Source organism: Mycoplasmopsis fermentans PG18 (assembly GCF_000209735.1).
Lineage (GTDB): Bacteria > Bacillota_I > Bacilli_A > Mycoplasmatales > Metamycoplasmataceae > Mycoplasmopsis > Mycoplasmopsis fermentans.
The window spans coordinates 733,970-753,461 of the sequence record NC_021002.1 but is presented as its reverse complement, the minus strand read 5'-3'; the positions used below and the strand labels follow the sequence as shown (position 1 = coordinate 753,461).

The 19,492-nt window shown below is 29.0% G+C and carries 16 protein-coding genes, 5 tRNA genes and 1 pseudogene; 14 read left to right on the top strand and 8 right to left on the bottom strand.

Going from position 1 to position 19,492, the window contains the following annotated elements; translation table 4 throughout:
- Window positions 1–7 precede the first annotated feature (7 nt).
- Complete coding sequence (tyrS, locus tag MBIO_RS03410) at window positions 8–1,243, top strand: tyrosine--tRNA ligase (RefSeq protein ID WP_013354284.1); 1,236 nt, start codon at window positions 8–10, stop codon at window positions 1,241–1,243.
- A gap of 41 nt (window positions 1,244–1,284) precedes the next feature.
- Here the strand turns inward: tyrS and MBIO_RS03405 are convergent, their stop codons facing one another.
- Entirely contained in the window at window positions 1,285–2,064 is a 780-nt protein-coding gene (locus MBIO_RS03405) for an MIP/aquaporin family protein (RefSeq protein WP_013526582.1), read from the bottom strand.
- 140 nt (window positions 2,065–2,204) lie between these two features.
- Between MBIO_RS03405 and MBIO_RS03400 the strand changes: the two genes are divergently transcribed.
- Window positions 2,205–2,278: transfer RNA gene (locus MBIO_RS03400), tRNA-Thr, on the top strand.
- A 131-nt stretch (window positions 2,279–2,409) separates the two neighbouring features.
- Here the strand turns inward: MBIO_RS03400 and MBIO_RS03395 are convergent.
- Together MBIO_RS03395 and MBIO_RS04885 are read right to left on the bottom strand one after the other, a co-directional pair.
- Window positions 2,410–2,679, bottom strand: a complete 270-nt coding sequence (locus MBIO_RS03395) for a hypothetical protein (RefSeq protein WP_013526583.1) — start codon at window positions 2,677–2,679, stop codon at window positions 2,410–2,412.
- Window positions 2,680–2,802: 123 nt separating this feature from the next.
- Window positions 2,803–2,970, bottom strand: a complete 168-nt coding sequence (locus MBIO_RS04885) for a hypothetical protein (protein ID WP_158304006.1) — start codon at window positions 2,968–2,970, stop codon at window positions 2,803–2,805.
- A 360-nt stretch (window positions 2,971–3,330) separates the two neighbouring features.
- Between MBIO_RS04885 and nadE the strand changes: the two genes are divergently transcribed.
- The 3 genes from nadE to MBIO_RS03380 are packed head-to-tail and all read left to right on the top strand — an operon-like array spanning window position 3,331 to window position 5,958.
- Window positions 3,331–4,125, top strand: coding sequence for an NAD(+) synthase (nadE, locus tag MBIO_RS03390; RefSeq protein WP_013526586.1), 795 nt, complete (start codon window positions 3,331–3,333; stop codon window positions 4,123–4,125).
- Window positions 4,126–4,147: 22 nt separating this feature from the next.
- Complete coding sequence (locus MBIO_RS03385; protein WP_013526587.1) at window positions 4,148–4,885, top strand: YebC/PmpR family DNA-binding transcriptional regulator; 738 nt, start codon at window positions 4,148–4,150, stop codon at window positions 4,883–4,885.
- Between the two features lie 32 nt (window positions 4,886–4,917).
- Window positions 4,918–5,958 (top strand): ZIP family metal transporter, encoded by a 1,041-nt coding sequence (locus MBIO_RS03380; RefSeq protein ID WP_013354290.1) that lies wholly within the window; start codon window positions 4,918–4,920, stop codon window positions 5,956–5,958.
- 169 nt (window positions 5,959–6,127) lie between these two features.
- Here MBIO_RS03380 and MBIO_RS03375 read toward each other — a convergent pair whose 3' ends face one another.
- Window positions 6,128–8,506 carry a phosphoketolase family protein gene (locus MBIO_RS03375; RefSeq protein ID WP_013526588.1) on the bottom strand — a complete coding sequence of 793 codons (2,379 nt, stop codon included), beginning with the start codon at window positions 8,504–8,506 and terminating at the stop codon, window positions 6,128–6,130.
- Window positions 8,507–8,742: 236 nt separating this feature from the next.
- Complete coding sequence (locus MBIO_RS03370) at window positions 8,743–10,185, bottom strand: class I SAM-dependent methyltransferase (protein WP_013526589.1); 1,443 nt, start codon at window positions 10,183–10,185, stop codon at window positions 8,743–8,745.
- A 290-nt stretch (window positions 10,186–10,475) separates the two neighbouring features.
- On the opposite strand from MBIO_RS03370, the gene MBIO_RS03365 reads away from it, so the two are divergent.
- The 3 genes from MBIO_RS03365 (at window position 10,476) to MBIO_RS03355 (ending at window position 11,460) form a co-directional block, all read left to right on the top strand.
- Window positions 10,476–10,559 (top strand) — tRNA-Tyr (locus MBIO_RS03365).
- Window positions 10,560–10,562: 3 nt separating this feature from the next.
- Window positions 10,563–10,637, top strand: a tRNA-Gln gene (locus MBIO_RS03360).
- 70 nt (window positions 10,638–10,707) lie between these two features.
- Entirely contained in the window at window positions 10,708–11,460 is a 753-nt protein-coding gene (locus tag MBIO_RS03355) for an MAG0110 family membrane protein (protein WP_013526590.1), read from the top strand.
- Window positions 11,461–11,519: 59 nt separating this feature from the next.
- Here the strand turns inward: MBIO_RS03355 and MBIO_RS03350 are convergent, their stop codons facing one another.
- The 3 genes from MBIO_RS03350 to MBIO_RS03340 form a co-directional block, all read right to left on the bottom strand.
- Window positions 11,520–12,254, bottom strand: coding sequence for a hypothetical protein (locus MBIO_RS03350; protein WP_232048371.1), 735 nt, complete (start codon window positions 12,252–12,254; stop codon window positions 11,520–11,522).
- 82 nt (window positions 12,255–12,336) lie between these two features.
- A tRNA-Arg gene (locus MBIO_RS03345) sits at window positions 12,337–12,414 on the bottom strand.
- A 38-nt stretch (window positions 12,415–12,452) separates the two neighbouring features.
- Window positions 12,453–12,529 (bottom strand) — tRNA-Arg (locus MBIO_RS03340).
- A 355-nt stretch (window positions 12,530–12,884) separates the two neighbouring features.
- On the opposite strand from MBIO_RS03340, the pseudogene MBIO_RS03335 reads away from it, so the two are divergent.
- The 6 genes and pseudogenes from MBIO_RS03335 to MBIO_RS03320 all read left to right on the top strand — a co-directional run.
- Window positions 12,885–13,134 (top strand): annotated as a pseudogene (locus tag MBIO_RS03335) (helix-turn-helix domain-containing protein); the annotation flags it as partial.
- Window positions 13,135–13,260: 126 nt separating this feature from the next.
- Window positions 13,261–14,727, top strand: coding sequence for a lysine--tRNA ligase (lysS, locus tag MBIO_RS03330; protein WP_041594239.1), 1,467 nt, complete (start codon window positions 13,261–13,263; stop codon window positions 14,725–14,727).
- A gap of 363 nt (window positions 14,728–15,090) precedes the next feature.
- On the top strand, window positions 15,091–15,252 hold the full coding sequence (locus tag MBIO_RS04925) for a hypothetical protein (protein WP_013526595.1): 162 nt from the start codon (window positions 15,091–15,093) through the stop codon (window positions 15,250–15,252).
- Window positions 15,253–15,420: 168 nt separating this feature from the next.
- Window positions 15,421–15,555 carry a hypothetical protein gene (locus MBIO_RS05160; protein ID WP_258408937.1) on the top strand — a complete coding sequence of 45 codons (135 nt, stop codon included), beginning with the start codon at window positions 15,421–15,423 and terminating at the stop codon, window positions 15,553–15,555.
- Window positions 15,556–16,065: 510 nt separating this feature from the next.
- A complete protein-coding gene (locus tag MBIO_RS03325; protein ID WP_013526598.1) occupies window positions 16,066–17,127 on the top strand; it encodes a phospho-furanose lactonase in 1,062 nt (353 codons plus the stop codon).
- Between the two features lie 151 nt (window positions 17,128–17,278).
- Window positions 17,279–19,417 (top strand): PTS ascorbate transporter subunit IIC, encoded by a 2,139-nt coding sequence (locus MBIO_RS03320; RefSeq protein ID WP_015511119.1) that lies wholly within the window; start codon window positions 17,279–17,281, stop codon window positions 19,415–19,417.
- The last annotated feature ends 75 nt before the right edge of the window (window positions 19,418–19,492 follow it).

The window sequence follows — 19,492 nt, the reverse complement described above, 5'->3', positions numbered from 1 at the left end:
AGTAATCATGACAATATTAGAAGATTTAAAATTAAGAGGAATATTAAAGCAAATTAGTAATGAAGATAAGTTTAAAAAACTTGATCCTAAGAAAGTTGCTGTATATTGTGGTTTTGATCCAACTGCGCAAAGTTTGCATTTAGGAAACTATGTTTTAATTTCAGTTTTAAAAAGATTTAAGCAATATGGTTTTAAAGTTTATGGACTTATTGGAGGGGCGACAGGAATGATTGGCGACCCTTCATTTAAAGATAGTGAAAGAGTTCTTTTAGATAATAAAACTTTGAAATTAAATAAAAGTAAAATTAGAAAACAATTAGAAGCTCAAGGCTTAGAAGTAATTGACAACATTCAATTTTATGAAAAAATGAATGTGCTTGAATTCTTAAGAGATGCCGGGAAACTTGTTAATGTTTCATATATGATGACTAAGGATTCAGTTCAAAAAAGAATTGAAAGAGGTTTGTCATTTACTGAATTTTCATATCAAGTTTTACAAGGTTGAGACTTCTTGCAACTTTATAAAAATTACAATATAATGATTCAAGTTGGTGGTTCAGATCAATGAGGTAATTTAACTACAGGTCTTGAAATGATTTCTAAAGTTGAGGGTGATGATCATAAAGCTGTTGTAGTTACTGCAGACTTATTAACTGATGAAAATGGAAATAAAATTGGTAAATCAACAGGTGGTGGCAAACTTTGATTAGATAAAACTATGGCTTCACCATATGAAATGTATCAATACTTATTAAATCAACCAGATAGCAAAGTTGAAACATTTTTAAATTGATTAACATTTTTAGATAATAAAAAAATAGCAAAAATTATGGAAGAACATAATCAAGCACCGTTTAAACATGTAGCTCAAAGAGTAGTAGCTAGTGAAGTAGTTAGAGATATTTTTGGTCAAGATGAATTAGATTCAGCTATTCAAATTACAGAAGTTTTGTTTAACAAAAATTTTGATACAAGCAAACTAAATTTAAAAGATCTTAAATCAATTGAGCAATATTTACCAGTAGTTGAAATTAAGCAAAATCAAAATATTATTGAAACTTTAATTGAAAAAGGTTTTATTGCTTCAAAACGTGAAGCTAGAGAATTTATGGCAACTAAAGCTTTAAAAATAGATGAAGATATAGTTGAAGAAAACTCAGTTTATAAACCAAAAAACTTTTCTAAAAAGTATGCATTCTTTAGAAAAGGAAAGAAACAAACTATACTATTAAAAACTATTTAGTTGATTAAAAAAAGCGGAAAAGACCGCTTTTTTAATTTTGATTACATAAATGTTTCAACTAAAGGAATAATGCCAACTAGTAAACCTGCTGCAAAAGGTGTAGCACCAGGAACAATTGAACCATATACTCAATTTGCTGAAGGAGCTTTAACTACTTCTCCTGTTTTTTCATCTTTTATTCCGTCTTTAAAGAAGAATAATACTGTCATTTGATAAACAAGTCTTGGACTTCAGTCTCTTGCAGGATTAAGTGCAAAACCTGTTACACCACCAAGTGACATACCAATAGACATAATAACTAATGCCACAGGTAGAGGGTCTAAAATAGTAAATTTTGATTTTTCTATTAAGTAAATCATAAGAATTAAAACAGTTGTGCCAACAAATTCATAAAGAACATTTTGTACTCAAGCGTTTTCATGTGAAGCACCTGTGGCACTTGAAGCTTTAAGAAGGGTTAAATCATTTTCTTTAATGTGTTTTCAGTTCATTACATTTAATAAAATTTGAGCAAGTAAGGCACCAACAAATTGCATTATGATCATTAAAATACCATTACCTCACGCCTCACCTGTTGTGTGTTTTCCAAATGAAATTAATCAATATAATGTTACTGCAGGATTCAAGTGACCTAGTCCACCAATTCCAATAGCAGCTAAAGCACCAACAAAAATTGCTAAACCTCAACCTATTGCAATTAATAATCAACCTGCACCTTTACTATGCATATTTTTAAAATTGTTTGCTGCACAAACGCCGTTACCTAGCAGTATTAATAAGAAAGTACCAACTAGTTCTCCAACAATTAATTGTCAACTCATAATATCTCCATTTTTTAATTTAGTGTGCTTCTTTGCACAAAAAAATTATATTGCTTAAATTAATAAAAGTTATCGATATGAAAATATGAATAAAGGTATTATTTACTATTATTTTGTATAATTTATAATAATTTATATGTGCCAATTTCGCTTAGTGGTAAAGCAGCTGACTCGTAATTAGCCGCCATGAGTTCGATTCTCATAATTGGCACCAGATCATTTTAAGTAGCTCAAAAAGCTACTTTTTTGATAAGCATTTTTTCAAAAACGACTGTTTTATAGAATTATTAGTCAAAAATGTATAAAAAAGATTATTCTATTTTTGTAGATTAAGTCTTAATAGTTTTAAATTGTTTCATTAATTTTTTGGAATTCGTTTTTGTTGTTTTCAGGTAAAGATTTTTTCAATTTAATATTATTTCACGTGTAAATAAAATTACATAAAACAATAGATATTAATGCAAAAATAGTCATGGTTATTAAATACTTAGAATATTCATTTCAAGTTCTTTTAGGTTTAAATGTAAATGTTACAAATAATATTGTGAAGAGAATTGATAAATCAAATTGGATTGCTGTTGTTATAAAAGCAGTTGATTTGTATTCTTTTTTCATAATACTTTTAATAAATAAATTAAATAACCTTAAGCTGCAATAAGCATAATATCTATAACAAATTTAAAAATCAAACCTAATGAAACTCCCACAAATATTATGTCAATATTTAAGTTTTCCATTCTATCCGCCAAGAAAAACAAAAATAAATGAAAAAATAATTGATAAAATACCTAAAATTATTCTTTCATCTTGATATTTGTTAGCGAATTTTGTTATTCTAGTTGTTGCATTTGTTTTTAAATCTCAATGATCAATAGTTTTTATAAACATAGGAATAAATTTGCACATATTGATAAAAATATAATAGTTAATATACTTAGCAATGTTGTCGATATAATTTCTCAAACGAAAACAATTTTTGAATTGTAAAGAAGAGTTTATTTTTCTTCTTTTAATTAAGTATTATTCATTTACCTTCTTATTATCCCTTTTTGATTTTAATAATTAAAATTAATTTTTAAAAGAAAATATTTATGAAAAACTTGATGTTGGTTTATATTAAACATTTTTTGACTTTTGAATACAAAAAATGTTTCATCTATGCCTACATATTTAAAAAATGTTTGAAAATGGAGCACTCATAAAAATAAAAAATTTTGGCTAAAAATATTTTTATATAAAATATAATAATTAAAAAAAAGAGGATTAATGAAAAAACATATTGGATTAAGAAAAGAAGCTAAATATGAAGCAGATTTTGATGATAAAAAAATTAAAGCTTATATTGACTATTTAATTTCTTGAATGAAAGAGAGAGTTGCTGATGCTTGTGCTAAAGGAATTGTTTTAGGTATTAGTGGAGGTATAGATTCTGCTGTAGTTGTCGCCTTAGCAAAAAAAGCTTTTGGCAAAAATGTTCTAGGTGTAATAATGCCTGTTGATAGCATGCAAAATGATTTAAAAGATATCAAAGAATTAGAAAAAGCAGTTGATTTAAAATTTATAACTATTGATCTAAAAAATACCTATGATACTATAAAGCAGGCTTTACCGTTAATTAACAGCAATTTAGCTTTAAGTAATATTAAACCAAGATTGCGTATGGCTGTCATATATGCTTTAGCTCAAGAAAACAATTATTTAGTTGCAGGAACAGGTAATAAATGTGAAACTCATATTGGTTATTTTACAAAATATGGTGATGGCGGAAGTGACATTTTGCCTTTAAGTAAACTGTTAAAAAGTGAAGTAAAAATTATTGCAAAGCACTTAAAAGTGCCAGACTCAATTATTAATAAAAAACCTTCTGCCGGTCTTTGAGAAGGACAAAATGATGAAGATGAATTAGGATTCAGTTATAAAGATTTGGATTCTTATTTAATGGATTCTAATGCAAAAATTAGTCAAGAGGTCAAAAATAAAATAGACAAAATGTACAAAAATAGTGAACACAAAAGAAATGTTTCATTACAACCTCAAGAAATTGATACAATATTAAAATAAAAAAATCACAAGGAGATTTATTATGTCAGGACACTCACATTGAGCAGGAATTAAACACAAGAAGGGAGCAAACGATGCTGCCCGTGGTAAGATATTCCAAAAAATGTTTAAAGAAATTTATGTAGCAGCAACAACAGCTGGTGGACCAGATCCAGATATGAACCCAGCACTTAAATTAGCTATTGCAAAAGCTAAAAGTAAAAACATGCCTAAAGCAAATATTGAAAGAGCTTTAGCAAAAGCAAAAGGTGATGGTAAAGATGCATCAGCTTATACAGAAGTTTTATTCAATGCAACAATTGCAGGGGGAGCTACATTTTTAGTTGTTGCCTTAACAGATAATATGAATAGAACAACAAGTTCTATGAAAGCACACTTTAATAGACAAAATGCAGCTTTAGGTAAAACAGGTCAAGTACCTTTTGCTTTCGATCATAAAGGTGTTTTAGAAGTTTCAAAAAACTTAGTTGGAGAAGACGATCTAACTATGGTTGCACTTGAAAATGGTGCCGAAGATTTTGAAGTAACTGAAGATTCTTATATAATTACAACAGCACCAGAAAACTTTTCAAAATGTAAAAGCGCTGTTGAAAGTAACTTAAATATTAGTGATTTTATGCAATGTGAAGTTACATATATTCCTAACACAACAGTTGCTTTTGATAAAGAAAAAAGTGAAAAACTTCAAGAATTTATCGCTCGTTTAGAAGATGACGATGATGTTCAAGAAGTATTTCACAATATTGAATTTGAAGAATAATTATTATCTTTAACTTCAAGTAGAAAGTTAGTATGAGAAAATTTATTAGAGCTCTTGAAAATGGTGCTTTAACAATAGGCACAAGAGAAATAGCAGCTAAATTCTATTTGATCTTAATTGCATTTGCAATTATATTTTTAGTGCCAGTTTTAGTGGCATTAATTTTTCCTTTATTTAAGAAAAGCTTAAGTAAAAAAGGAAGTATATTGCTTTATGCTTTTGTAACTGGTTTCTTTTTAACGATGGCTTTATTTGGATTTTTAAAAGAAGCTTTGGAAATAAGTTCAATTAGTGCTCCGGCATCAATGCCACCAGAAGCTTCGTCAGCGCAGATTAAATGAGCAACATATGGTTGAAACATATTCTTATTAGTTTCAGGTTTAGTTGGTGGATTATTATTTGCACTTGGAATTAGAATGACAGTTAAAAAGATAAGTGAAAAACATTTAGCTAAAAGTAAAGCAAGTGTATTTGTGCATACACATGATATGGTTCATAACCATGAACATGGTGAAAATGAAGAACATTCTCATGATCATGTGGCACAAGAACATAAAATATCAACAGACGAAAAAAATGCTAATAACAAACTAAAAGTAGTTGCATTATTGTTGTTATTAACTCACAGAATACCAGAAGGTTTCTTAATTGGTTATTCATTAAATAACTTATATAATCAGAATATTGGCTCATTAAGTATTGCATTCTTTGTTTCATTTATAATGCACTTAATACCTGAAGAAATGGTTTTTTATTATAGACAACGTGAAATGGGTGTAGGTCGTTGAAAAGCAATTGGAATATCAATAGGTTGTTTATTCTTATTCTTGCCTATGATGCTTTTAGGAATATTCACAGGGGATTATATTCAACAAATTTGACAACTAAGAGCATTCTTACAAGCAATGATAGCTGGTATATTCTTCTTTACAGCTGTGATGGAATTTCTACCTGAGTTTTATCATGCACATCATGACAAAGATTTGTTCAAAAAAGTTATGATTACATTTATGGCTGGACTTGTGGTTTGTGCCTTGATATTAGCATTGCATCAACATGGGACATATAATTAATTTAAGTACTTAGCGAAGTACTTTTATTTTTATTATTTTGCTGTTTTATAGTGTTTTTGGTAATTTTTCTGATACTATTTTTTCATTTTTCCCTCGAATAAAATTGTTTAAGATATGAAAAAAATAATTTAAAAAAATGAACTCTATTGAGTCCATTTTGTGGTCTAAATTATTTAATAAGACCTTCTCATTTTCAGTTTTTAACTTCAGGAATATCTGTACCAACTTCACGAATGTATTTGTTGTGGAATTGGATTGTTTCTTCCATTTTGTCCATGAATTCTTTTGCTTTTGATGATCCGAATACAGCTGCAGCAGCATCGCTAGCCATGTGGAATCTGTCCATGTGACTTAATTGACGAATGTCGAATGATGTTGTAATGTCACCATTTTCTCTATAACCGTGAGCAATTAAATTGTGGTTGTGACGGTCAAAGAAGATGTCTCTTAAAATACCTTCAAAACCATGGAAAGCAAATAATACTGGTTTGTCTTTTGTAAAGATTTCATCAAATTCTTCATCACTTAAACCGCGTGGGTCAATTTTTGGATGTCTTAATTTAAGTAAATCTACAACGTTAACAAATCTAATTTTCATACTTGGATATTCTTTGTTAAGAATTGAGATAGTAGCTAAAGCTTCTAAGTTAGGTTCTGTACCACTAGCAACAACAACAAGATCTGGAGTTTCATTTCTTGAACATGTTGAAGCTCAATCAATAATGTCTAAACCTTTTTCAACCAATGTTTCAGCTTCTTCTACTGAGTAGAATTGGTGTCTTGGTTGTTTTGAAGAAACGATTAAGTTAATTACATTTCTTTCTGTAAATGCTTTATCCATAACGGCTAATAATGTGTTTGTATCAGCTGGTAAGTATTCTCTAATTAGTTCTGGTCTTTTATCTGCCATGTGTCCAATAATACCTGGGTCTTGGTGTGTATAACCATTGTGGTCTTGTTGGAAAGCAGTTGAAGTAGCCATAATGTTTAATGATGGATAATCTTTTCTTCAGTTAATTTCTTTTGCTTTTCTTAATCATTTCATGTGTTGTGTAACCATTGAGTCAACAACTCTTAAGAATGATTCATATGAAGCAAAGATACCATGACGACCTGTTAATACATAACCTTCTAAGAAACCTTGAGCTTGGTGTTCTGAAAGTTGTGAGTCAATGATTCTACCTACTGGACTAAGAGCTTCATCTAATTTAGAATCAATTCTTTCCATTCATTGACGGTTTGTAACTTTGAATAAGTTGTAAAGACGGTTTGATTTAGTTTCATCTGGTCCAAAAATTCTAAAGTTTTCTGGATTTCTTTTTACTAAGTCAGCAAAGTATGTTCCTAATTCAACCATGTCTTGAGCAACAACTGAACCTGGTCTATCAAAGTGAAGAGCAAATTTTCTTCAGTCTCCAAGTTTCATAACTTTAGGATTAATACCACCGTTTGTAATAGGGTTCATGCCCATTCTTCTTTTGCCTTTAGGAGCAATAGCAGCGATTTCTTTTACCAATTTACCTTTTTTATCAAATAATTCTTCAGGACGATATGATCTTAATCATTTTTCAAGTGCATCTGCATGTTCCATGTTTTCTGCATTAATTGGAAGTGGAACTTGGTGTGCACGGAAGCTTCCTTCAATAGCTTCTTTGTTTCATGATTTAGGACCTGTTCAACCTTTAGGTGTTCTAAGAACGATCATTGGTCATACTGGTCTTTTAGCTTTGTCAGCTGGTTTTTTACGAGCTTTTGTTTGAATGCTTTGAATTTCTTCAATAACTGAGTCTAAAGTTTTTGCCATTAATTCATGCATAACTTCAGGTTTGTCGCCTTCAACAAAGTGAGGTTCTCAGCCCATACCTCTAAAGTATTGTTGTAGTTCTTCATTACTTTTACGGCTTAAAATTGTAGGGTTTGAAATTTTTCCACCGTTTAAGTGAAGAATAGGTAATACAGCACCATCATTTACTGGGTTAATAAATGAGTTTGAGAATCAGCTAGTTGCAAGAGGTCCTGTTTCAGCTTCACCATCACCAACGATAGTAGCAGCAATAACATCAGGGTTATCTAAAATTGCACCTGTTGCGTGTGAAATTGAGTAACCTAATTCTCCACCTTCATGAATTGATCCAGGGGTTTCAGGAGCAGCATGTGAAGCTGTTCCACCAGGGAATGAGAAGTATTTAAATAAATGTTGCATTCCGGCTTCATCTTGTGTTACATGTGGGAATAATTCTGTGTAACTTCCATCTAAGTATGAGTTAGATGTCATAACTTGGCCACCATGTCCTGGTCCTTCAATGTAGAACATGTTTAAGTCATATTTGTTAATAACTCTGTTTAAGTGTGCATAAGCAAAGTTTTGTCCAGAAATAGTTCCTCAGTGACCAATTGGGTAAACTTTAACATCATCAGAAGTTAAAGGATGTTTTAAAAGAGGATTATTTCTTAAGTAAATTTGACCAACTGAAAGATAGTTTGCAGCTCTTCATCAAGCATCAACTTTTTCAAGGTATTCTTTACTGTCGAATTCTTTTTTGTTCATTTGATCTCCTTATTTATTTTTTGCATTTGTTAGTCTTTCTAAAGTTTAGGCTAAATTAATAACCAGAAGAATAGAATAGACAAGTTTATACTCTCCCGCTTTTGTTACTTACAAATTGCAAAAAAATTATATATTAAATTTAAAATTTATATTGATAATAAATTATTATTATTTGATTTTTTTAAAAATAACAAAAAATCCTAGCAATGCTAGGATAGAAATAAGTAAAAATTGTATTAGAAACTGCTTTCGTATTCTTTGGTGTCAATATCAAAGTCATCTGAGAAATCGTATTCTTGAGTTTCGCTTTGTTTTTTGTTTGTTTCAACATCATCTTCTTGAAGCAAACCGAAGTAGAATACACTTGATGTATCAACTGAGCTTGATCTTGATGAAAAGTTTGTGGCTATTTGATAAAAGTGTCTAAAATCTTTTGAGTTAAAGAATTCTAAATCCTTTTCAGTAATTTGAGTTAAAGGCTCAAGCATGTATAGTTTGTCACTAACTGCAACATTAGCAGGTTTAGGAACAACCGAAATTTGGTTTGTGTTCATATAAAGAATATAAAGGTCTTTTCTTTCTAAAGTTTTAGCTAAATTAGTATTTGGTTTAATTAAATTTAGACTAACAAATAAGTCAGTGCCATTATTGTTTTTAACATATTTGTTTTTGTTATTTAAATTTAATGGTTGAATTAATCAAACCGAGTTACTTTCATTGTAGGTTGTTTGAGGAATTGAATTTTTCATGATATTTAATGAATTGAAATTCATTCTACGAGCTATTGAGTTAAAGAAAGTATTACGGTAAAGTATTCAGTTAGGATATGTTTTTGAAGTTAAGAATCTTTGATTAATTTCATGCAATTTTTCAAATTTAGCTGAATATACAACAGTTGTATTGCTCATTGAAACTTTTTTAGCTAAATTAGCAAAAATAATAATGTTTTCATTACTAATTCCGTTGTAACCAAGAGTATCTAAATCTACAATGTGATCAATTGTAAATTTTGAAATGTCATTTCTTAATTCTTCATATTCATTTGTTGATAAAAAGTTTTTAGTTAAAACTGTAACAATATATTTGGCTCATTTTTTACTTTGCATTAAGTATAATGGAGCAAAACTTTGTAATAATTTGTTTTCTTTAGTTAATGAAGGATATTTTTTTCTTAAAGCTGGATGAGACATTCTTATGTTAGGGAAATCACCAATTAATAAGTCAATTGGTTCATTAGTTCTTTTCATTAGAAAATCAGCATTTTGAAAACTAACACCAAAAGTAACTTTAAGTTTTATCATTTTAGATAAAGCGCGAGCAATATTTATTGTTTCATTATCTACATCATAAAAAGTAATACTTAGTTTGTCTTTGTCTCCATATTTTTCAATAATTAAAGGTAAGAAAATACCAACACCACATAAAGGATCAACAATCGTTAATTCTTTGCCTCTAATATTTGGAAGTCTTTTGTAAATTGAGTTTAGTAAACTTTCATCTGTATAAAAAGGTTTTTGACCTAATCTCAAGCAGTTTGCATATTGAGCTACTTGGTACATTGATCTAACATCCATAAGTTTTGGATTTTTTTCAATATATTTAATTAAATATTTAACATCTGTTAATTTTTCTTTTTTGATGATATCTTTTATGTTTCTTTCAGTTAGTGAACCAAACATATTTCCTCCTATTTTGTCTTTTTTACTATAAAATAAGCATTTATAATCAATTTTGTGAGTTAAATTATAATTTAATTATAATATATATTTTAGATTAATATTATTAATATTAAAAAAAGTGGTGTAAAAAATTTTATTAGGTAATTTTTGACAAATTTAACTATAAAACAGGACTTTTGGTAAAACGCAAAAACAATTTTAAAAAATATTGCATACAAAATTAATTTTTTCTATTAAAATTAAATATGCAAAAAATGTTTTTATATTATAATTACATTGCTTATGCAAATGGAGGGGTAGCGAAGCGGCCAAACGCGGGTGGCTGTAACCCACTTCCTCACGGTTCGGGGGTTCGAATCCCTCCCCCTCCACCATTTTGCCCCATAGCCAAGCGGTAAGGCAACGGGTTTTGGTTCCGTCATGCGTTAGTTCGAATCTAACTGGGGCAACCATATCGCTGCGTAGGCGATTTTTTTATTTTTATTTTTTTACTTTATAATATATATGTTATGAATAATGATTATGAACAATGAACAAATAAAAGACGATAGCTTTAAAACAACTAACGATGTCTTTGTCAGAAGAAATAGTTTTTTAGGTTACACATTACTTTGATTTGCATTTTGCATGGCAATTAGTTTCGGTACAGCATTTGTATGTACATTGTATATGGAAAAAATTGCTGGCTATTTTGCAAATAATGTTATTGGATGAATAATTGGAGGTATTCTAACAATAATTTTACTTTTTGTATATATGTTTTTAGGACCTAGAATGCATATAGGTGTATCCATACCTATGGTTATGATCATAATGATGGGATTTGGTCTATTTGCGCTTTCTATTCCTCTTTACTATGCAAAAGAAACCATGGTTTGATGAAAATTATATTTAGTATTATTCTTGCCAGCAGGTTTTATGTTTATTATGGGAACTTTAGCAGCAACTAATAAAGTTGATTTAAGTAAAATTTGAATTCCTATTATAGTGGTAGTAGTAACAATGTTGATTTTAGGTATTGTATCATGATTTGTATTTTCAAGTTATATAGTTGCTTTAATTTCAGCATTAGGTGTTTTATTAATGGCACTTTACATGGGATTTGATTGATACTTTATTAGCAAATACAATAAAGTTTATAACAACTTTATGGATGATGAAGAAACCAAAAAAGAAATGATAAAATTATCTCTTTTCTTTGGTTTCAAATTAGCATATGATTATATTTATTGTGTACTTTATTTAATTAGATTATTGTCAAATATGAAAAATTAAAACTAGCCCCTTTTTAGTAAGCTAAGCTTATTTATTGAGCTAGTTTTTTTAATTATTTTTTAAGCTAAAGAAACTTCTGCATTGTAAACAATTGGATCATCCAAAACAGGTTTATTGTTTTCAAATTTAGCTAATTTAAAGCTGAATTTTACAGTATTGCCTTCTAGTTTAAAATCAAGAATTGAAGAAATAGATTCTCCTTTTTTGCTATTATATGTAGGTTTTTTTGCATTTGCAAGTTGTACACTATTTTTTTCAATATGTTCTTTTAGTGCACCTGTTATATTTAATGCAATAACCTTGTCTCCATTGCTTCAATTAATTCTTCCTTTAAAGCAAACAATGTTGTGGCCTTTACGATCATATGCAAATGAATATGATTTAGAATCTTTTTTTATGGCTTCAATAGCTTCTTTAATTCTATCTTTGCCTTCTCCTAAAGTAAAGCATGTTTTATATTTGTCTTGGTCAGATGTACTTTTACTTTCAACCTTAGCAACAACTTTTTTAATTTTTGCATCTACAGCTTCAAAATCTTTAACTGTTTTAGCAGCATCGAAATCTTTTTTAATAGCTTCTGCTTCCTTTTTAAGTTCAGCTTTTTTAGTTTCATCAGTAACAGTTTCAATTTTAGCATTTAAATCTTTTAATGCTTGTTCAACTAATGCTTTCTTAGCAGCAACTGGATCAGTAGGGGTTTCTCCACCTTTAGAACCACATCCAGCACTAATTGCTACTGGTGCAAAAGATAAAATTCCTGCAATTGAGCCTAATTTTAAAAATTTTTTATTCATAGATTTTCTCCTCATTATTTTTACTAAATAATTATACTATTTTTTATATATAAAAATTAAAAGTACCACATAAATAAAAAAATGGCGTCCTTGAGTGGAATTGAACCACCCACCCCAAGCTTAGGAGGCTCGTGCTCTGATCCATCTGAGCTACAAGGACATATTTGTATTATATAACAAAAAATAAAAATAAAAAAATGGCGATCACGAGAGGATTCGAACCTCTGACCACGGGCTTAGAAGGCTCGTGCTCTATCCTACTGAGCTACGCGACCACGCTATTTACAAAACATTTATTTTTGCATTTATATATTACCACAATATTATTTTTTTTATTATTTTTTGTTTTAAAAAAATGATAGGGTCTAGTTTTAAAGAAATAGTTAATTTTACCAAAACAACTATCAAACAATGATATTGGTTAAAAATTTATATATAAATTTGTAATTTTTTGTGTAAAAAAATATTGAAATTTTTTAAAAAAATCACATTTTTATATAACTTCATCGTGATAATAAATAGAATAGAAAAGGAATTATTAGAATGAAGAAACTAATTTTACTTGGTTCTCCACTAAGCATCGTATAGTGAACCCCAAATTCCGGACTTTTTGGAAAGTGATTCATTTTTATGCAATTCAAATTTAAAAAAGAAAAAAAACAAATGAAATAGAGAAATAAAAGGTTATTTAAAATTAATGCTTGATCAAAAGATAAAAATTGTCGAATTATATCTTCGAGAATTTAGTATTTTAGAAATATCTAAAATAATGAATAACTCTTATTCAACATGCTATTCAGTGATAGAGAAATACAAAAAGTTTGGTTATAATTCTTTTGCTATGGAAAAGAAAAAAGGAAGAAAATCTAAAATGAATTTAAAGTTATAAAAGTGAGACCACCATTTTAGTGAATTTCACTTTTATAACTTTCATATTAAAAATTAATTAAATTCTTTAATTATTTACTTTATAATTAATTTTAATATTAATAATAAGGAGAAAAACATGACAAAATACACAGAACAAGAACAAATTCGTCGTGATAAACTAGAATTTTATAAAAAATTTGATGTAGTACCTTTTAAAAAAGCTTATGGTCTAGGTAAATTGAGTACAAGTGATGAACTTAATAAAAAATATGGTCAATTTGCTAGAGAAGAATTAGAAGCTAAAAAAGTTAAGAAAAATATTAGTGGTAGATTAATTACAGCTAGAGGACCTTTCTTAGTATTAAAAGATCGTAAAGGAACAATTCAAGTTTATTTCAATAAAAAAGAAAATCCTGAATTAACTAAAATAGTTGAAACATTTGACTTAGGGGACATTTTATGAGTTAGAGGTCTATTAATGAAAACTCATACAGGTGAAATGACAGTTAGGGCTCAAGATATTCAATTATTAACTAAAGCTCTTAAACCCCTTCCAGATAAATTTCATGGATTAACTGATACTGAAGAAAGATATCGTCACAGATACTTAGATTTAATTACTAATCCAGAATCAAGAAATACATTCATTATGAGAACAAAAATTGTTCAATGAATTAGAGATTACTTTAATAAACTTGATTATTTAGAAGCTGAGACTCCATTTTTGCATGATTATCTTTCAGGAGCAGCTGCTAAACCATTTACTACACATCATAATTCATTGAACCAAGATTTTGTTTTACGAATAGCAACAGAAATTCCGCTTAAAAAATTAGTTGTTGGTGGATTTGAAAGAGTTTATGAAATGGGTCGCATATTCAGAAATGAAGGATACGACACAACACATAACCCTGAATTTACAACTATTGAATTTTATGAAGCTTATTCAAATGTTGAAGGTATGATGAATAGAACTGAAACATTAATTAAAGAACTTTGCAAAAAAATTGGTAAAAGTAAATTTGTAACAAATGGTGTTGAAGTTGATTTATCAAAACCATTTAAGCGTGTAAATATGATTGATGAAGTAAGCAAGAAAACTGGTAAAAACTTTAGAAAAATTACTTTAGAAGAAGCTATTGAAGTAGCTAAAGCTTACAAAATCAAAATCGAAAAATTCTTTACTATTGGACACATTATTAATGCTTTATATGAAGAATTAGTTGAACCAACATTAATTCAACCTACATTCTTATATGGACATCCAATTGAAATTTCTCCTTTAAGTGCTAAGAGTGATGATCCAAGATTTACTGAACGTGCTGAATTATTTATTAACACAAAAGAATATGCCAACATGTATACAGAATTAAGTGATCCAATTGACCAATTAGAAAGATTCGAAAGTCAATTAGAAGAAAAGAATAAAGGTAATGATGAAGCAAGTGATATTGACTATGACTTTGTTGATGCTTTAGAATATGGCATGCCTCCAACAGGTGGTTGTGGAATTGGAATTGACCGTTTAGTTATGTTATTAACTGAAACAGATTCTATTAGAGATGTACTTTTATTTCCCACACTAAAAAGAATCAAAAAATAATAATATTATTTAATGCCCTAGATAAAAGGGTATTTTTTTATCTTTTTTCATAAAAAGCAAAAGTTAAAAATACATCTCTTTTACCAAAACAACTGTTTTATAGGCTTATTAATAAAATAATCAATGAATTATTGTGTGAAAAATTTATAAAAAATATGTATTTTCAAGTGATTTTTATCATTTAAAAAATACAAAAATAACATTATTAAGCATTTTTAAACATAATTTAAATATGCAATAAAAGATTAAAATTGACCAATGAATTGAATCATGTCAGGATAAATCTAATAAAAGGTTTTAAAGTTTTATAAGGATTAACAACTACTACAGCAACAGCTAAAGGCGCATTGTTAATTGCTTTAGTTGCTAGACATAATCAAAAGAAAGAGAAAAACAATAAAACCAGCTAAAGATACATATTTAGAAAATAAACAACAAATCGAAAAATGAACTAATAAATTAGTTAAATATAGCATTGTCAAAGATTCATATCCAAAATATGAGACTGAAATAGTTTCAATATAAAATCTTGCTAATGAATCTATTAAAAAAGTTGCTCAAGATAAAAAATATTTTAGCAAATGGCCCAAATAATCTTTTAAACAATATTAAAAGTTTTGAGTTAGCAAATGTTAGAGCAAAAGAAACTTATGACCAAATTAGACAAATGAGAAAGTCACATTTAGACAAATATTGCCTAACATTGTTACAATTGTTGAATATAGTAAAAAACATGATGTGGCAACTGAATTAAGACATGTTGTAGAGTTAATGAAAGTTGTAGACAATGATCTTTCAACTTATTTCAATAGTTTAACAAGAAATTAATTAAAAGGTAATTTTTGTCCTAACGGTTTATATAAATTAGTAATGGATGATATTGATAAATATAATAATGCAAAAAAGTAGAAACTTTAGGCTCAATAAGCTAAGATTTTTATTTTGCTTGTCAATTTTTTTATACATTTATTTTCTTATAAATGCTTTAAGTTTAAGTGTGTTTTGAATGAAAATATATTTTTTGGTTTTTAAATAAATTAGTTTTAAAAAATGAGAATTTTTCACATTTTACAATCTTTTTAATTTTGTTAATTTTTAGAGATTTAAAAATTTTAAAAATTTGAAAATAATTTTCAATTTATTTATGTATTTTTGCTTATATATATTATAAGGTATCAAGAAAAGTAAAAAAAGCTGTAAAGATTTTCATATAAAAATTTTGGAAAAAACTTTCAAAATACGCAAATTTTATTTATTTTAATTATTAAATTTATTATCTAAAATAAGTTTAGAACCAAAAATCAAAAAGGGTTCTATTGATTACAAAAAAGGAGATTTATGAAGAAAGAAAAATTTGTTAGGACTGTGCTAGGCGATGTGCCTGCTAGTTCTATCGGTATTACTGACTGTCACGACCACCTTATAAAGAACGGTGGCCCTGAAATGGAAGAACACATTGACTTTTTAATGATCGATGTTGAAGCTGCTAAAAAAGAACTTCAAGAATTCGTTGATCACGGTGGAAAAACAATGGTTACAATGGATCCACCTAATGTTGGACGTGATGTATTTAGAATGATGGAAATTGCTAATGCATTCAAAGGCAAAGCAAACATTATTATGTCTACAGGTTTCCACAAAGCTAAATTCTATGACAAATACTGTTCATGATTAGCTAATGTTCCAACAGACGACATTGTTAAAATGTGTGTCGCAGAAATTGAAGAAGGTATGGACGTTTACAACTATAATGGACCAGTTGTAAAACGTGGTAAAGCTAAAGCTGGTATTATTAAAGCTGGTACAGGTTATGCTGCTATTGACCGTCTTGAATTAAAAGCACTTGAAGTTGCTGCTAGAACCTCAATTACAACAGGTTGCCCAATTTTAGTACATACTCAATTAGGTACAATGGCTTTAGAAGTTGCACAACACTTAATTGACTTTGGTGCAAACCCTCGTAAAATTCAAATTTCTCACTTAAATAAAAACCCAGACCCATACTACTATGAAAAAGTTATTAAAGATACAGGCGTTACACTTTGTCTTGATGGACCAGACAGAGTTAAATACTACCCTGACTCAACTCTTGCAGATAACATTAAATACTTAGTAGACCAAGGTCTTCAAAAACATATAACATTAAGCCTTGATGCTGGTAGAATTCTATACCAACGTAACTATGGTTTAACAAAAGGTAAAGAAACATTTGGATTCTCATACTTATTTGATAGATTTATTCCTTTACTTAAAAAAGTTGGTGTTCCTCAAGATGCTATTGATGACATTTTGATCAACAACCCACGTGAAATTCTTGCATTTGATGAACCTCGTAAATATGAACCATCAAAAGTATCAAACGAATTAAAACAACTTAAAAAAAATCTAAAACTAGATTAATTTAAACTTTTATATATTTATTAAAATTAAACTTAACTTAATTAATTATTCATTTATTTTTATCCATAAAAACTTAAAAACATAAAATTACTTATAACTTATATACTTATTTAACTCAAAATAATTCCACTTTTCGGGGGAAGGATATCTTATGTCAGAAAACAAGACAAAAAGATCTTTTAACTGAAAAGCTTTAGTTGGTGCTCTTGTAGTTATCGCTATTTTTGCAGGATTCTATGTTCTTGCTTTAGGTCTCAAAAAATGAGATTTTAAAGCTGGTACATTATTCTTTGCAAAAGACTTATTATTAAATAACTTCTTAGGAATTAACGCTGTATTAATCGGATTAATTGTCTTCATTGGCTATTTAATACTAGGTAGAGGCTTTTCAGACTCACTTATTGGAATGCTTAAAGCCATGATTGGTGTCTTAATGATGCAAATCGGTTCAGGAATGATTGTTGGTTTAGCTAAACCAGTGTTCCTTGCATTCTCTAAATTCGGTAAAGGGCTTACACCACTTGATACATACTTAGGACAAGTTTCAGTAGAAAACTTCCTTAACTCAGTTGGTCAAGGTTTTGCTTCATGATTAGCATATGCCCTATTAATTGGTTTAACAATTAACATTATTTTAATTGCATTAAGAAGATGAACAAATGTTCACTCACTTATGATTACAGGACACGTTATGTTCCAACAAGCAGCTGTTGTTGTTCCAGTTGTACTTGTATTAATGTTCTCAGGACAACAATTTAGAACAGCAGAAGGTGCTATTAATGTAGGCGGCCAAGTCGGTACAATCTTCTTCTCAGGTTTATTACTTGGTACTTACTGAGGTGTAGCTTCATCTTCAACAATTAAAGGTTCAGATGCTGTTACACAAAAAGCTGGTTTCTGTGTTGGTCACCAACAAATGTTCGGTATTGCTATTGCATACCAAATTGGTAAATTCTTCGGTAAAAAAGAAGATTCAGCAGAAACTAAAAAACTTTCAAACAAAGTTAAATTATTAGAAGACAATATCTTCACACAAAGTGTATTGATCTTATTAATTTTCTTAATCCTTATCTTAATTATTCAATTCGCACCTGCAGGTGCATCAGTAAGATTTGGTTTAAGCAATGGACTTGTAAACAAAGCAATTTATGGTTCATGAACACCAGGCGGTGGAGCAGTTTATTGACCAATTAACCTTGTTTTAGGGTCATTACAATTAATTGCTGCTATCCTTACATTGCAAGCTGGTATTCGTATGTTCGTTTCAGAACTTCAACAAGCTTTTCAAGGAATTAGTGAAAAATTAGTTCCAGGATCAGTTGTTGCTGTTGACGTTGCTGCCACATATGGTTTCAGCCAAAACTCAGTTACCTATGGTTTCTTATTTGGTTCAATTGGCCAATTCTTAGCTATGGGTCTTGTAATTGGATTAGCTCAAATTCCAAACTCAAGATTTGAAATTGTTATGGTAGTTCCATTATTCATTACATTGTTCTTTAACTCAGGTTCAATTGGAGTATTTGCAAATGCTTCAGGTGGATATAAAGCTACTATTGCAGTACCAATGATCTTTGGTTTCGTTGAAATTATTGTTGTTGCTCTTGCTTTAAGTATGATTAAAAACTTTGGTGTAATGCACCAAGTAGATCTTGACTTCCAATACTTTGAAAAAACTCTCACAAAAGCAGATGCATTCAAATCATTTACAGATTCATTAAATGCAAATTCTGCTAACTTGTTTATTCAAGGTGATGCTACTAAAGCTGTTTCAGCAGCACAATTAAATGATGCTATTACAAACATTAACAGTCAAGATTCATTTAAAATCTTAAAAAGCTTAAGTGAAGTTACAACAAACTGAACTTTAGGACATGGTAAAAATGCTAAAGCTATATCTCTCCCAGATATGCAATACTTATCAAGATATGTTTCAGACCAAATAGCTAAAGCTAAAGATATGAAAGAAATCTTGAAATTATCTTCATTCCAAAGAACACCATTCTTAACAGGATTTAATGGTATGTTTGACTGAACATGTATCTTTGGTTCAATTATGATTCTTGGTGGATGACACCCATATGCAGCTTACATCGTATTCCCTCTTTACGTTGTTGGTATGATCTTTGCTGCTCAATTCTTTGACTCACACAGACAACACAAACCTACAGTATTCCAAAGAATGCTTAAAGTTAAAGTCGAAACTTTAGAAGATCAAAAGAAAGCTGAAGAAGTTGCTAATGCACCAGTTGAAGAAGTTCCTCAACCAGAAGTTGCAGAACAAGCTGCTTAATTAGGCAAAAAAGTAAAAATAAAGGCAGAATTTTCTGCTTTTATTGCTTATATTAATATAAATTATATATACTAA